The organism is Gorillibacterium sp. CAU 1737, from assembly GCF_039888655.1.
Lineage (GTDB): Bacteria > Bacillota > Bacilli > Paenibacillales > NBRC-103111 > Gorillibacterium.
Map to the genome: position 1 here is coordinate 1 of NZ_JBDQQO010000009.1, position 14,134 is coordinate 14,134.

The 14,134-nt window shown below is 56.0% G+C and carries 14 protein-coding genes and 1 tRNA gene; 7 read left to right on the plus strand and 8 right to left on the minus strand.

The features are described 5' to 3' along the window. Positions 1–152 precede the first annotated feature (152 nt). From AAFN83_RS17295 to AAFN83_RS17310, 4 genes are all read right to left on the minus strand, one after another. Positions 153–229: transfer RNA gene (locus AAFN83_RS17295), tRNA-Arg, on the minus strand. Between the two features lie 95 nt (positions 230–324). Next, on the minus strand, positions 325–648 hold the full coding sequence (locus AAFN83_RS17300; protein WP_347771615.1) for a hypothetical protein: 324 nt from the start codon (positions 646–648) through the stop codon (positions 325–327). Further along, a complete protein-coding gene (locus AAFN83_RS17305) occupies positions 645–854 on the minus strand; it encodes a helix-turn-helix transcriptional regulator (RefSeq protein ID WP_347771617.1) in 210 nt (69 codons plus the stop codon). The genes AAFN83_RS17300 and AAFN83_RS17305 overlap by 4 nt, the downstream gene beginning before the upstream one ends. A 321-nt stretch (positions 855–1,175) precedes the next feature. Next, complete coding sequence (locus AAFN83_RS17310) at positions 1,176–1,919, minus strand: HAD-IIB family hydrolase (protein ID WP_347771938.1); 744 nt, start codon at positions 1,917–1,919, stop codon at positions 1,176–1,178. 27 nt (positions 1,920–1,946) lie between these two features. On the opposite strand from AAFN83_RS17310, the gene AAFN83_RS17315 reads away from it, so the two are divergent. Genes AAFN83_RS17315 through AAFN83_RS17325 form a run of 3 tightly spaced genes read left to right on the plus strand, consistent with a single transcriptional unit; the run spans position 1,947 to position 3,909 of the window. Further along, the gene (locus tag AAFN83_RS17315; RefSeq protein WP_347771619.1) at positions 1,947–2,318 is read left to right on the plus strand and encodes a GntR family transcriptional regulator; all 372 of its coding nucleotides are present in this window, start codon (positions 1,947–1,949) and stop codon (positions 2,316–2,318) included. A 20-nt stretch (positions 2,319–2,338) separates the two neighbouring features. Continuing rightward, entirely contained in the window at positions 2,339–3,238 is a 900-nt protein-coding gene (locus tag AAFN83_RS17320; RefSeq protein ID WP_347771621.1) for an ABC transporter ATP-binding protein, read from the plus strand. Beyond that, positions 3,232–3,909, plus strand: coding sequence for an ABC-2 transporter permease (locus tag AAFN83_RS17325; RefSeq protein ID WP_347771623.1), 678 nt, complete (start codon positions 3,232–3,234; stop codon positions 3,907–3,909). The genes AAFN83_RS17320 and AAFN83_RS17325 overlap by 7 nt, the downstream gene beginning before the upstream one ends. Before the next feature lie 84 nt (positions 3,910–3,993). On the opposite strand, the gene AAFN83_RS17330 is transcribed toward AAFN83_RS17325, so the two are convergent. Next, entirely contained in the window at positions 3,994–6,624 is a 2,631-nt protein-coding gene (locus AAFN83_RS17330; protein ID WP_347771625.1) for an EAL domain-containing protein, read from the minus strand. 212 nt (positions 6,625–6,836) lie between these two features. Between AAFN83_RS17330 and AAFN83_RS17335 the strand changes: the two genes are divergently transcribed. Continuing rightward, positions 6,837–8,354 carry an MFS transporter gene (locus tag AAFN83_RS17335; protein WP_347771627.1) on the plus strand — a complete coding sequence of 506 codons (1,518 nt, stop codon included), beginning with the start codon at positions 6,837–6,839 and terminating at the stop codon, positions 8,352–8,354. A gap of 96 nt (positions 8,355–8,450) precedes the next feature. Then, positions 8,451–9,050, plus strand: coding sequence for an acyl-CoA-like ligand-binding transcription factor (locus AAFN83_RS17340; protein WP_347771629.1), 600 nt, complete (start codon positions 8,451–8,453; stop codon positions 9,048–9,050). A 100-nt stretch (positions 9,051–9,150) separates the two neighbouring features. Here the strand turns inward: AAFN83_RS17340 and AAFN83_RS17345 are convergent, their stop codons facing one another. Genes AAFN83_RS17345 through tadA form a run of 3 tightly spaced genes read right to left on the minus strand, consistent with a single transcriptional unit; the run spans position 9,151 to position 11,810 of the window. After that, positions 9,151–10,383 carry an ArnT family glycosyltransferase gene (locus AAFN83_RS17345; RefSeq protein ID WP_347771631.1) on the minus strand — a complete coding sequence of 411 codons (1,233 nt, stop codon included), beginning with the start codon at positions 10,381–10,383 and terminating at the stop codon, positions 9,151–9,153. A 6-nt stretch (positions 10,384–10,389) separates the two neighbouring features. Then, positions 10,390–11,319, minus strand: a complete 930-nt coding sequence (locus AAFN83_RS17350; protein ID WP_347771633.1) for an EamA family transporter — start codon at positions 11,317–11,319, stop codon at positions 10,390–10,392. Further along, on the minus strand, positions 11,316–11,810 hold the full coding sequence (gene tadA / locus AAFN83_RS17355) for a tRNA adenosine(34) deaminase TadA (protein WP_347771635.1): 495 nt from the start codon (positions 11,808–11,810) through the stop codon (positions 11,316–11,318). Before tadA ends, AAFN83_RS17350 begins: the two co-directional genes overlap by 4 nt. A gap of 376 nt (positions 11,811–12,186) precedes the next feature. Between tadA and AAFN83_RS17360 the strand changes: the two genes are divergently transcribed. Next, positions 12,187–12,393 (plus strand): hypothetical protein, encoded by a 207-nt coding sequence (locus AAFN83_RS17360; protein WP_347771637.1) that lies wholly within the window; start codon positions 12,187–12,189, stop codon positions 12,391–12,393. 148 nt (positions 12,394–12,541) lie between these two features. Further along, a complete protein-coding gene (locus tag AAFN83_RS17365; RefSeq protein WP_347771639.1) occupies positions 12,542–14,131 on the plus strand; it encodes a histidine kinase N-terminal 7TM domain-containing diguanylate cyclase in 1,590 nt (529 codons plus the stop codon). Positions 14,132–14,134: the final 3 nt, after the last annotated feature.

A 14,134-nucleotide genomic window follows, 5' to 3' on the forward strand; every position in this document is an offset into this window, starting at 1 on the left:
ATTTCTTCAAGGATCGTTAATTTCTCAAATGCCGTAAATTTCTTTTTCTCCATAAAAATACTCCCCATACAGTAACAGGTCTTTGTTTTTTCACCTGTCTACTATATGGGGAGCATATCATTCTGGGAAGCCCCCATAATATTTACTATGTATGGCGTTCCCGAGAGGATTCGAACCTCCGACCTGCAGTTTAGGAAACTGTCGCTCTATCCTGCTGAGCTACGGGAACGCAGCGTCCACTATTATACCATCATGGCCCTTGGAGGCGCAACTTTCGGATGCTGAAAGGGTTAATGCGCCAGCCTTCCTAACCCCGCTGCTGTCTTATAATGATTTATCAAAATACATCAAGAAAACGAATTCAATTCCATGTTGGAGAAACAGCAGCATAAAGGCAGATAATGCTACATTCGAAACACTCAAGCTAATTTGAATAGGATTTAATGTATCTACAACCAATACGACAGCAAGTACGATTGTAATCAAACCTTGGTACCAATATATCGCTTTGTTGGCCTTATTCTGAACCAATTGCCAACGCTCATCGTTTTTGTACTTTACACTTTTAATAGCTTTGTAAAAGACATTACTAAAAAGCCCTACACCCAATACAAGCATTACAACCAACAGTACGGTTTTCGAAATCATGATTGCTCATCCTCCTTCAGCATAAATACCTCATTAATGGATACGTTAAATGCTTTTGCAATTTTGAAGGCTAACTCCAGGGAAGGTGTATATTTATATTTCTCTATGGAGATAATGGCCTGCCTCGATACACCAAGAAGTTCTGCCAAATCAGCTTGAGTCCAATTTTGTTCAGCCCTCAAAATTTTAATGCGATTTTCAATCAATGTAACTCACCCCTTACTTAATGTAACGTTTTGATTACATGTTCATTGTAACTAAGTGGTTACATTTTGTCAACTTTTCATTACTCCATAACGGAACATTCAAACGTTCGATCGTCGGGCAACAGCCTGGACACCTCTTAGTCGATCTCCCAATTGGGATAGGTGCTTCGGAATGGACGAGTAAAAGGCAACCCCCAACAGTCGGAGCTGCCGGTGGTTGCCTGACCACAACCTGATCACACGATGGTGTCCAGAAGGCTATTGGGTTGAAGTGGTTTCCCGATGTAGATAGCAACAGCCTCAACGCGGGAGAGTCCTTTCTCAGCCCCTCATGAAGCGGTTGGCTTCAAAGGCAAGCTCCACGGCTTCGGCAACGGAGCGGACGACACAGCGGGCTTCTCTTTTTACCTCATCGGGGGCATTCTCCATCGCAAAGCTATGCGGGGTAAAGGCAAACATGGAGAGGTCGTTGTACGAATCTCCGATGCATGCGATTTCATCAGGCCGCAGTCCCAAATGCTTCGCCAAAACGGACAATCCCGCTCCCTTCGAGACGCTGAGAGGCATGAGATCGAGACAATCTTTATCGGAAATAAACACATTGATGCTGCCCTGAAATTGCCGAATCAACTCAGCCTGCATAAGGTGGAGCTTCTCGATATCGCCAAGAATCGAAAATTTGCATGCGGTGATTTCATTGCGGCGAAGGGCTTGTTCCAAATCTTCCCGCACGGTGCCGGCGACTATGATGCGTGCTTCATAGGGCAGGGACTTCTCTGTTCTCTGCATCAGATAAAAGGAGTCGTCGGAGGTATGGACGAAGCTTTCTATGTCATATGTTCGAGAGGCCTGAAACAATTGGGCGGCCAACTCCGAAGGGAACAAGGAGGAGGGCAGCAGCACATGCTCTTTGGTGTGAACGGTGGAACCGTGAAGATAGGATAAAAGGGAGTTTGCTTTCATAAGGCGAATGGGTGCCAATTGGTGCACAGAAGCAAACGGGGAAGAACCAATCGCCTCCTCTTGACACTGTTCATAAAAGGAGTAAACTGTGCATATAGATATATAAACAGTTGTTGGCGAGGTGAAGGCTTGTACATCATTCTATCGAACAATGATCCGCTTCCGCTCTACGAGCAGATCAAGAAACAGATTACGGAGCAGATCGTGAACGGGCGGCTTCTGCCGGAGGAATCGCTTCCCTCGATCCGGGCACTCGCCAAGGAGCTGGAGATCAGCGTGATTACGGTCAAGAAAGCGTACGACGATCTGGAGGCTGATGGCTTTATCGTCACCCGGCAAGGGAAGGGCTCCGTCGTCGCGCAGGCGGGGGCTGCCTTTGTCCGGGAAGCGAAGCTAAAGGGGATGCAGCAGCACCTGGAGGATGCGATCACGGCGGGACGAGCACTCGGAATGAGTGATGAGGAAATCACGAAGATGCTGGAGCTCTTGCTGAAGGAATAGCAATTGGAGGAGGAGTGGACATGGCAGGTAGTGAGTATGCGCTTGAGGTGCAGGGACTAAGCAAGCGATTCGAGCGGTTCGAATTGAAGGATGTGTCGTTCCGCATTCCGCGCGGGTATATTATGGGATTTGCTGGCCGCAACGGGGCGGGGAAGACCACCACCATCAAGTGCATTTTGGATCTGGTCAAAGGGGACAGCGGCAGTATTCGCATATTTGGCGAGGACTACGCCAACAATCCGATCGGCATCCGGGATCGAATCGGGTATGTGAGCGAGGATTCGCCCTTTTACGAGGACATGACGGCTGCCTGGACGGGGCGATTCGTCGGGAAGTTCTACTCCCGATTTGATTCCCGGCAGTTTGCCGGATGGCTGGATCGCTTTCAGGTCGATCCCGGCAAGAAGGTCAAGGAGCTGTCGCGGGGGATGAAGGTCAAGCTGTCGCTGGCGCTTGCCTTGTCGCATCACCCGGAGCTCTTGATCCTCGACGAACCGACGTCCGGGCTTGATCCGGTCGTTCGCAGCGAGCTGCTGGAGGTGTTCCTGGAGCTCTTGCAGGATGAGAACTGCACCATCTTCTTCTCCTCTCACATCTCCTCCGACATGGAAAAGATCGCGGATTACCTGACGCTGATCGACAACGGGCGGATTCTGCTGAGCGAGGAGAAGCACAAGCTGTTGGACGGCTGGTCGATCGTCAAGGCTGATAACCGCTGCAAGAGCCCCGAGCTCGATGCCCTCCTGTGCGGCAAGAAGGAAGGCGATTTCGGCTACAGTGGAATCGTGCAGGACGGAGCGGAGTTTCGCCGCCGGTTTGCCGCCCGGTTTCCTGGAGCGGAGTACCGGACCGACCGTCTAACCCTGGACGAGCTTCTTGTCCGACTGAGCGGAAGCCAAAGGGAGGAACTCGTATGCTAGCCTTGATTGCGAAGGATATCACGGTGCAGAAACGGTCGCTCCTGCTCTTCGTGCTGGCAGGGCTGTTCATGACCTTCGTGTTTTCGATGACGGATGAGGCCGGTATTACGGCGATGGTCATGCCGGTGTTTGTGGTCGGCTACAGCTATGCCAGCCGGTCTCTCTATGAAGACGAGAAAAACCATGCGTTGCGGCTTATTCTGGCCTTTCCATTGGCCCGCAAGCAAATTGTTCGAGCGAAGTATGTGAGCATCGCCCTCGTGTTCCTGCCGCTCACGGTAGGGTTCTGGCTGCTCGGCCGTCCGCTCGGATTTATCTCCGATTCGTGGGAGCTCGCGGTCCTTCAACTGAGCGCTGTTATTCTGGCTTTTGCTATCGTCGTCTCCTTTTTCCTTCCCATTGCGTTTAAGCTGGGCATGATCCGGGCGCAGACCTTGCAGCGCTTTGTCATTCTGGGGCTCTTTGCGTTCGGGATGGCGGGCGGTTATGTATTCACCCGGTTAGGCAATAACGGAAGCGGGCCGCCCGAATGGTTGAAAAATTTCTCGAATCACATATCTCGCCTCTCCCCCTCGCGGGTCAGCCTGGTTCTTCTCCTGGCAGCTGTTCTCATCTACGTGCTATCCGCCCAGTTGGCCGTACGTTTCTTCGAGCGGCGCGAGCTGTTCTAGGTCTGCCGCACCCGATAATCAAAAAGGCTCGCCTCCCCCGCAGCAGGGGAAGGCGAGCCTTTTTTGCTTCGAATAAATAACAGTTCAGCCTTTGAGCAAGGTCTGCTCGATGGATTCCGGGCGGGAGGGGCGCCCGATCAGGTAGCCCTGTCCTTCGTGACAGTTGTTCGCCCTCAGGAAATCCAACTGTTCCTTCGTCTCCACACCCTCCGCGATGACCTTCAAATTTAGACTCTTCGCGAGGGTGATGATGGTCGTGACGATCTCGGAATCCGCATGATCCGAGTAGATGTTGCGGATGAATGATTTGTCGATCTTGAGGGCATCGATGGGCAGACGGTTCAGGTAGCTGAGCGAGGAATAGCCGGTACCGAAATCGTCGATGGAGATGTAGACGCCCATATCCTTGAGATGCTGCAAAATGCGAACCGTCTGCTCGCCCTGCTTCATGATCGTCTCGGTGATCTCCAGCTCCAGTTGCGAGGCCTGGAGCTGTTCCTCCTCCAGCACACGCTCCACCAGCGCCGGGAGCCCCGGATCCTGGAGCTGCTTCACCGACAGGTTTACGGCGAGCCGTTCTCCCGGATTGCCGGTGCTCAGCCACTTGCGGAATTGGCGGCAGCCGGTGCGCAGCACCCACTCGCCGAGCGGAATGATGAGGCCGGTCTCCTCGGCGACGGGAATGAATTCATCTGGAGACACCGGTCCCCATTCCGGGTGATCCCAACGAAGCAGCGCCTCGAAGCCGGTCAACTGGTTGGAGACCAGGTCGACCTTCGGCTGGTATTCCAGGCGCAACGAATCCCGCTCCAAGGCATCCCGAAGCCCCTTGTCGATCTCCACCTTCCGAAGGATCTTCTCGCTTAGGTCGGCAGAGAAGAAGCGGAAATGGTTCTTCTCGTGGGTCTTCACATGGTACATGGCGGTATCGGCGCATTTGATAAGCGCTTCGGCATCCTGGGCGTCCTGCGGGTACATGCTGATGCCGATGCTCGGGCTGGTGAAGCATTCGTTGTCCCCCAGCCGATACTTGCGGCTGAGGGCATGCTTAATGCGAAGTGCGTAGTCTCCGGCTTCTTTCATCGTGACACCGTTCAGAATCACGGTGAATTCGTCTCCTGCAAGCCGGGAAACGGTGTCCTGCTCGCGCACGCAAGCCTCCAGGCGCCGGGCCACTTCGATGAGGAGCTGATCCCCCATCTCATGCCCAAGCGAGTCATTGATGAGCTTGAAGTGGTCCAGGTCGATAAACAAAAGAGCAAGTGAAGATCCGGTCGGCTGAAGCTCAATGCAGGCCGTCAGCCGATCGAGGAACATCCGGCGATTGGGAAGCCCGGTCAGGGCATCGTGGAAGGCAAAATGACGGATGCGTTCTTCCTGCAAGCGACGTTCCTGAATGTCCCGGAAGACAAGCACGACACCAGTGATGACCCCGTTTTCGTTCAGGATCGGCGCGGCGCTGTCATCGATGGGAAGCTCGCTGCCATCCCGGCGCACCAGGCACGTTTCGGGCGGCATATCCACGGCGCGGCGTTCCTCAATCGCCCGGAAGACGGGATTGGGGACCTTCTCTCTCGTCTTCTCATGATAGATGGGCATGATTTCGTCGATGGAATGGCCGACCGCTTCCTCCGAGGTCCAACCCGTCAGCTTGACTGCCACTGGATTGAGGTATTGAACAATGCCGGAGGCGTTCGTGGAGATTACCCCGTCTCCGATGCTGTCCAAGGTGATGGAGAGGCGATTGCGCCCTTCGCGCAGGGCTTGTTCATGCCGCTTAATCTCGGTGATGTCGACGAAGGAGCCGATGATTTTGACCAGGTTCCCTTTCTCGTCCAGCACGGGACGGAAGGACTCCTGCACCCAGATCATTTTGCCGCTCGGCTGAATGAGCCGGGATTCGCGGGTGACATTTTCGCCGTTCCGCACCTTTTGGATGGTGACATCGTAGGTCCGGCTGTCATCCGGGTGAAGCAGGGAGCGCCAGCGGAGGGGCTCTTCCTCCAGAAGCAGGCGGCTGTACCCGCAGATCGTCTCGATTTCGCTCGAGACGGACATTTTGCCCGTCACCCGATTCCAGGACCAGATGGCCGAGCCCACCTTGTCAAACATCTGCTCGAGCTCGGTGGTTTTGTTCTGGAGCTCCTTGGCGTTCTGCAGAGAGCGCTGCTGGTTTTCGGCAAACAGGAAGGTCAGCAGGGTAACCGGCACGAGGACGGTGCTGTAGACCAGGATCGTGTAGAGCCAGGTCTGATGATCGGGAATAAGGAAGTAGAAAATGCCGACGGTCGTACAAATAGCGAGCAAATTATCGTAAACCCACCGAATCTTCGGGGATACTTCGAGCTTCTTGATCAGGTTGAGTCCAAGGGCGAAGAGAGGGAGGCTGATGAGGGTGACGGTTAAGATCAGTCCTGACGAACCGAACAACGTAACCCTCGCCATCACAATGATGGCCGTTGTGAGGAAGGAAGCGGCCGGACCACAGTAGAAGGCGGCCAGCATAATCGGGATCATCCGAAAGTCCATGATCGTCTTGTCGGTGATGGCGACGGTAAAGACCATGAGGAGAATGCCGAGGATTCCATAGGCGAGCCCGTGGACGAACTGCCTGGCGCGGGGGCGAAGGCGGCCCTCCATTCGATCCGAAACTTGATAGAAGAAAAACAAAAAGGAAATCAACAGCGAGCCGTTGACGATCAACTCTTTCACCATAGCGCACCTGCTTTACATCCGATGTCATTTAGATTCGACAGAACCATCGGTTTTCCCTGTCCAAACGAGCAAAATTATTAAGAAGGAAAAGCAATAAGGAAGAAGGAACGCAGAGGACGATTGAAGTGAGATAGTATTTAATTTGACAGTGACTATCAAAAGTAATAATATCCAATTATGAAGTTCATACTATTATTAAAGGGTGATGGAAAATGGTACGTTCGGAGAAGTCCCGCTGGTGGGTACTCCTCTCGCTGGCCTTGGGTTTGTTAGCCGTCGGTCTGGACATGACGGTCCTCAACGTGGCGCTGCCTACTTTGGCTATGGACCTGCAGGCCTCCACGAGCGAATTGCAATGGATTTTGGACTCGTACAACCTTGTTATGGCAGCCATGCTGCTGCCTGCCGGTATGCTGGGCGATCGATTTGGACGCAAACGACTGCTGCTCCTTTCCCTGCTCCTGTTTGGCGGAGCCTCCGCTGCCTGCGCTGTCTCGAATACCCCCGCCATGCTGATCGGGATGCGGACCTTGCTTGGCCTGGGTGCGGCTTTTCTCATGCCGCTCTCCATCTCGATTCTTCCTGTGCTGTTTAAAGGGGCAGAGCGCACGAAGGCAATGACCGTCTGGATGACGGTGAACATGCTGGGCATTCCCCTTGGCCCCATCGTTGGGGGATGGCTCTTGAACCAGTATCATTGGGGTTCGGTCTTTCTCATCAACCTTCCGCTCATTGCGGTTGCCTTAATGGCCGTCGGGCTGCTGATGCCGGAATCGCGCAGCCAGGAACGCGTTTCGTTGGATTTCCCCGGGGTGGTCGGCTCTAGTGCAGGGCTTGTTGGCGTTACCTACGGGATCATCCGGGCGGGAGAGCACGGCTGGGATGATCGAATGGCCCTCCTTGCCCTGGCCGCCGGGGTATTGCTCCTCGCCCTCTTCGTGGCTTGGGAGCGCAAAGCCCGTCATCCGCTGATTGACCTGTCTTTGTTCCGTTCCTCCCGCTTTACTTGGGGGACGCTGCTGGCCACCTGCGTGTCCTTTGCCATGTTCGGGCTGCTGTTCGTGATGCCGCAGTATTTTCAAGCTGTAAAAGGTGCTGACGCATTCGACACCGGTCTGAGGCTGCTTCCTATGATCGGGGGAATGATGGTGGGTGCAAAAGGCTCGGACGCCCTCATCAAAAGGCTGAGCGCGCGAGTCGTTGTTTCCTTGGGGTTTGCCGTGATTGCCGGCAGTCTGATCTTAGGGACCGCTACTCAACTGGAGAGCAGTTATGCCTTTGTCGCCCTCTGGATTACCCTGTTTGGCGTGGGCTTGGGTTTTGCGCTCCCCACCTCGATGGACTTGGCCGTAGGTGAGCTGACCGAGGAACGCGGAGGCGTCGGCTCCGCATTGATTATGGCGCTGCGCCAGGTGGGCGGGGCCGTTGGGGTCGCGGTGCTCGGCTCCGTTCTCAACTCCGCGTACCGGAGCCGCCTCCCTCTCGAGGGCCTTCCCGGTCAGACGGCCGATGCCATGAAGAGCAGCGTCTCCGCCGGGGCGGCCATCGCCCGCAAGCTGAAGCTGGAGGACCTGCTGGAGCGGATACAGGCCGCTTATATCGGCGGGATGGGCCAACTGTTGTGGATCTGCGGCGGCATTGCCACAGTCAGCTTCCTCCTGGCGATTCTGTTTCTTCCCCGTCACTCGGAGATGGGCAAGGGCCAGGGTGAATCCGACGTGAGCGCGTGAACGCATCGTCATGGGCTGTCCCTCCTGCTGAAAAAAAGGTAAACTGAAGAAAACCCGCACGATCGCGGGCTTTGACAGGTTTATGGAGGGATAGCTGTGCCGGATGAAAACCCGCCCAAGCTTGGATTGCGTGAGCGCAAAAAGGTAAAGACGAAAGCAACGATTCAAAGCAATGCTATGCAGCTGTTCCGGGAGCAAGGGTATCAAGCGACGACGGTCGAGCAGATTGCGGAACTCTCGGAGATCTCGCCCAGCACCTTTTTCCGCTATTTTGCGACGAAGGAAGCCGTTGTGGTGGAAGACGATTACGACCCGTTGTTGGTCGAGAACTATCGCAAGCAGCCGGAAGGGCTGCACCCCATTCGCGCCTTTCGCAACGCCCTGCGCGAAGGATACTCCACCATCTCCGAAGAGGAGCGAACGGCGCTGTGGGATCGTATTTCCCTGACCATGTCCATCCCCGAGCTGCGCGCGCCTCTGCTCCAGCAGGTAATGGGAACCGTGAATATGATTGGGACGATAATCGCGGAGCGGCAAGGCTGCGACCCTGATGATTTGAAGATCCGCGCGCTGGCAGCGGCGTTGGTCGGCATCATGGTCTCCGTGCAGATGCACTATAACGAGCACCCCGAGAGAGAATTTGTAGATTTGGCAGACGAAGCGCTGGCGCTGATGGAAGCGGGCTTTCCGCTGTAACAGGCCGATACGAGGATGGCTGCCTATAGGAAAACGAGACGCGTTCCAGTCGTTACCCACGACTGGAACGCGTCTCGTTTTTATTAGGAGATTGTCCGTTTCATTGTAGAGCATGCGGCTTCCGCCAACGCCTGCGCAGCTCGGCGGCCGCAAGCAGAAGAACCAGTGGCATGAGCGGGAGCGCATAGCGGGAATGGGGCAGATACACCATGTGCAGGACGGAGAAGTAGCCCAGGAGGCTGATCAGGGTCTGCACGTTGCGATCCTTGCGCCGCCGCCAAAATCCGATGAAGCCGGGAATGAGGAACAAGTAGTGAGCGGCGATGGCCAAGGCGAGCGGGACGCCGGGTAGCGGGAGCCAATAGAACACATCTCCCCAGAAGAGGAGGAACTTGCCCACGGTGTACCAGCTCGCATAGACCCAGAAATGATGGGAGAACCCGTCTTTTATTCGTTCGACGGCCTGCTCCTGGTCAAGCTTGTCGTTCACCCACAGGTTATCGGTGCTGTGCCAGGTGCGCTGCTCGTCCAGGAAGAGAGCGGGCACCGTCCATGGATAAGTGCCGAGCCGCAGCGGATTGCCCGACGACTGGGTGAGCGGGATAAAGGCTCCCCCGGAGACTCGCTCATTGCGCACCCACCAGGGCGCCAGACAGAGCGAGAAAGCGAGCGCTGCGACAAGCCCCAAGCGGACGAGACGCCCCAAGGGGATCGTTCGACGGATGGCGAGCAGCAGGAAAAAGAGGCCCGGCCACAGGGCGACCGTGGGGCGGACATAGACAGCCGCCGCCCATACGAGACCGAAGAGGACGGCCATGCCGATGGTCGGGTTCTCTTCGGCGCGGAGCGAGATGGCAAGGAGAAGGAGGAGCGCGGTGAGGAAGAGTGACTCCGTAAACAAGAAATTGGAGATCAGCCAGAGCGGCGGATAAAGGCTGCACAGGACAACGGCAAGAAGCGCTGTTCGCTCCTCAAACAGCCGGGTCCCGATTCGAAACAGCAGCCAGAGGGCCACCGTGACCAGCACCGCCTGCACGATGCGGGCGGCTTGGGCGACTTCCGTCCCCGTGCCGAATGCTTGCATGAGAAGCGCAAGAAAGCCAGGGTAAGCCGGGGTGATGAAGGCCGTCGGGCGGCTGGGGTCGTTATAGGTCAGCGTTCCCTGCTCCAAGAGAATGCGAGCGGAGCGCAGGTATTCCCGGTCATCGGACTGGTAGTCGAACCGTTCGCCGCAGGCGAAGACAAGTACGACCTTGAGCAGAAGCGTAACGAGCAGAATGGCGGCGCAAAATCGCTTCGGGTTGCGGACGGAAAGAGTCGCAAGACGGCCCATGGCGCTTTACCGACTTCCGCGAAGCTTCGACCACTCCGGCAGAACAATCCCTGCCAGAATGACGAGGACGCCGAACCATTGCAGCAGGGTGACACTCTCGCGCAGCACGAAGGCGGACATCAGGACCGCAGTGGGAAGCTCGGCCGCGCTCAGGATCGAGGCGAGCGTACCGCCCGTTCCCGGCACCCCGATGGCATAGAAGAGCGTCGGAATGACGGCGCCGAAGAGCGCGAGCAGCAGCGCCCACAGCAAGAGCCCGTTCAGGAGCGCTCCGTTGGTCAGGAAAACAGGAGGATAAACCAGGAAGGTAAGCGTGACGGAGCCGAGGCTCATGGTGAGACTTCGGGAGAGCGGGGCTCCTCCCGGCGCCACCCGTCCGCTGAGCAGAATAAAGAGGCCGTACGTCACGGCCGAGCCGAGGCCGAGCAGAATGCCCAGCGGCTTCACTTCACCCAAGCCGCTGCCGACGACTCCTCCGGCAAGCAGGGTTCCGGCAAAGAGTACCGCGATGGAGCCCCATTCCAAGCCCGAGGGTCTGCGCCGCAGCAGAAGCGCGTCGATGAGCACCCCGATCCAGGTAAATTGGAAGAGCAGGACGATCGCAAGGGAAGCCGGGATGTAGGAGAGGGCTCCGTAGTACAGCATCCCGGTGGAGGCCATCAGCAGCCCGACCGCGAGCAGTCCGGCGTAATCCCTGCCCCGCAGCTTATTGCCGATGCTGAGTCGGCCAAAGCCGGAGGGAGCGGAGGCGGCCTTCTTTTTGGCAGCCAACCGGGACATGCCGAAGGTGAGGGCCATCAGCAAAAACCCGAGGAAGTTTTGCCCTCCTACGACCTCGTCGACCGTGAAGCCTTGGTCATAGGCGAAGACGACAAAGGTAGAGAGAATGCCGTAGCTGCATGCTCCGGCGAGAATAAGCCATTTTGAGGATCTCAAGAACGTTCCTTCCTTTCTTCTTTCAATCTGCGGCGCAAGTCCTGGAAGAAGGACGTAAGGATGCCGGCGCATTCCTCCTGAAGCATTGGACCGATTACCTCTGTCCGGTGATTGAATCGCGGCTCCTGCAGGAGATTCATGAGTGTTCCGGCGCATCCGGCCTTCGGGTCTTCCGTTCCATATACAACGGCAGGGACCCGCGCCTGAACGATGGCCCCCGCACACATAGGGCAGGGTTCTAGCGTTACGTAGAGCGTGCAGTCGAGCAGCCGCCAAGCTCCAATTGCTTCGCTGGCTTGGCGAATGGCGATCATCTCCGCATGAGCAGTCGGATCGGCGGCAATCTCCCGGAGATTATGACCGCGCCCGATAATCTCGCCATTCCTGACAATCACCGCCCCGATGGGCACTTCGCCGATATCACGGGCTTTCTCGGCCTCCCGCAGCGCTTCTTTCATCCAGTGCTCGTGCAGGTCAGCGGTTTCAGACATCCGACTCTTCCTTTCGGCATGCTAAAAAACGAACATTCATTCGTTGTTAACATGTTGTGGATAAAACTGTGGATAACTACCCAAATCGGTGGACAACTCAGTGGATAACTCCACTTATTTTACTTGGCTGCGCATTCCTTGGCAAACTAAGCCCCCTCCGTTGAAGATTAGGAAGCCGTTCGCGCAAAATACACAAAAAATACGAACATAGGTTTGCATAACTGGCAGAGAGTGGAGTATACTAAGGGGGAACAGAAGTTCCTGTTTTCTCAACGTGAAAGAAGGGGAACGGAGCTTCTACATGCGGAAGCGGAATGAGGAACATGTAGAATGAGGAAATTTCAGATCCGGAATGAGGAATGAGGAGGATTCCTGAATGATGACCCCTTTTGAACGGTATGTAGGAAAGAACGTCGATATCATTTATCTGGATCGGGAGAATCGGCTTACCCAGCGGAGGATTCGCGTGCTGTCGGCCGATCCCGATGGGATGACCGCCTATTGCTGGTCGCGGCATGCTCCCCGCTTGTTCAAGAACGAGAACGTGCTGGCCGTAATGCCCGTGAAGAAGAGGTCGAGCTAAACCTCAGCTCCCCCCCAGAAGGAGCTTAAACCGCTTATGCGTCAAGGATATGCCGTAGCAGAAGCCGCATACAAGCCTGTCGGTCCATGATATAATAAGGGGGTTTCACGAGAATTCCTCCATCGCGACCGAGAGGAGCCCAAAGCCGTTGAATTCCATCACCATCGTCCTCCTCACCCTTGTGTCGATATCGGGGGTCCTCAACCTCCTCATGGGCGTTTATGTCGGAACGATCAAAACCCATTTCACAGGGAAATGGGCCTTTTTTGGAGTATCCATAACGGCATCCATCTACATATTTGGCTTTGCCATGGAGCTTGTGAGCCAGACGCTCCCCGAGGTCATGGGCTGGATCGGAGTGGAGTACATCGGAATCGCCTTTTGTCCTCCGCTGTCCTTGCTGGCCGTCCTTCACTACACCGCCATGGAGCGGTGGCTGAAGCGGAAGGTGATCGCCAGCCTGTTCATCATTCCTTCCCTGTCCCTCATCCTGCTGCTGACCAATTCCTGGCACCACCTCTTCTACCGCTCTATCTACTGGCGGGAAGGAGCCCCTTACAAGACAGCCGATGTCGTCGTAGGAAACTGGTATGTGGTCCAAGGCTGTTACACCTTTGGCTGCCTCTTGTTGGCTTCCTTGATTCTGATTGGCCAGTGGCGGAAGACGCCGGTCTACCGCAAGCAAGTATTCGCCATGCTGATCGGCCAATTGCTGCCGATCGCTTCGGCCTTCCTCTATATGATAGGGGCCACTCCCTACGGAATGGACCCCGTTCCCTTTGTTCTCACCCTGACCTCCGCCTGCTACATTTGGGCGATGAAGACGACCGGCATGATCGACATCGCGCCCATTGCGCGAGATTTTATCTTTGAAAGCATGCGGGACGGCGTCATTGTGCTCGACCCGCTTGATCGGCTTGTCGACTACAATCGGGCGGCCCAGCGGATTGTTCCCGTCCTGTGCACGCCCCATCTTGGCTTTACCCTGGATAAGCTTAAGGAGATGGAAGCCGGCGGGCGAAATCTGCTCACCCGCCTTGCCTCCTCCGAGCTCGATGGCGGGCAGCGCATTCGCTGGGAGCAGCAGGAAGATATCCGGCATTACGAAGTGTACGTGGCGCCTGTTCTCAATCGCAGGGGCGACGCGATCGGCCGCATGATGACCCTGCTCGATGTTACCGAAGCCGCGGTGAGCGAAGAGCGGCTTCGGTATTTGGCTACCCATGACGGCCTGACCCGGATCTTGAGCCGAACCTTCTTTTTGGAGCAGGCGGAACAGCTCTATCAAGCCTGTCTCTATGAAGGAAAGGGCTTCTCCCTTTTCCTGCTGGACATCGACCATTTTAAGCTGGTGAATGACACGTACGGCCATTTTGCCGGGGATCAGGCTCTCGTGCATGTCGTCCAGATCTGCCAGAGGCACCTTCCGGAGGCGGCCTTATTTGCCCGCTATGGAGGAGAGGAGCTGGTCTGTGCTCTTCCCCGGACCAGCCTGTCCGGAGCCTTCGGTATAGCGGAAGCGATTCGAACCGACCTGGCACATTCCCCCCTTCCATGGGAGGAAGAGGAGATCACGGTCACCTCAAGCTTTGGGCTTGCTACGGTTCAAACGGTTGGGGATTCGCTTGCGGACTTGCTGCAAAAGGCGGACAAAGCGCTTTACCAGGCCAAGGAGCGCGGGCGAAACCGTGTCTGCCCAGCGATCCTTCCGCCTGCTTCAACGGAGAGCCGGGGGTAGGCG

Excerpts from the sequence above, each read along its gene's own strand:
- AAFN83_RS17345 (WP_347771631.1), bottom strand. The coding sequence starts at position 10,383 with ATGGGCCGTCTTGCGACTCTTTCCGTCCGCAACCCGAAGCGATTTTGC.
- AAFN83_RS17325 (WP_347771623.1), top strand. The coding sequence starts at position 3,232 with ATGCTAGCCTTGATTGCGAAGGATATCACGGTGCAGAAACGGTCGCTC.
- AAFN83_RS17320 (WP_347771621.1), top strand. The coding sequence starts at position 2,339 with ATGGCAGGTAGTGAGTATGCGCTTGAGGTGCAGGGACTAAGCAAGCGA.
- tadA (WP_347771635.1), bottom strand. The coding sequence starts at position 11,810 with ATGTCTGAAACCGCTGACCTGCACGAGCACTGGATGAAAGAAGCGCTG.
- AAFN83_RS17330 (WP_347771625.1), bottom strand. The coding sequence starts at position 6,624 with ATGGTGAAAGAGTTGATCGTCAACGGCTCGCTGTTGATTTCCTTTTTG.
- AAFN83_RS17300 (WP_347771615.1), bottom strand. The coding sequence starts at position 648 with ATGATTTCGAAAACCGTACTGTTGGTTGTAATGCTTGTATTGGGTGTA.
- AAFN83_RS17335 (WP_347771627.1), top strand. The coding sequence starts at position 6,837 with ATGGTACGTTCGGAGAAGTCCCGCTGGTGGGTACTCCTCTCGCTGGCC.
- AAFN83_RS17360 (WP_347771637.1), top strand. The coding sequence starts at position 12,187 with ATGATGACCCCTTTTGAACGGTATGTAGGAAAGAACGTCGATATCATT.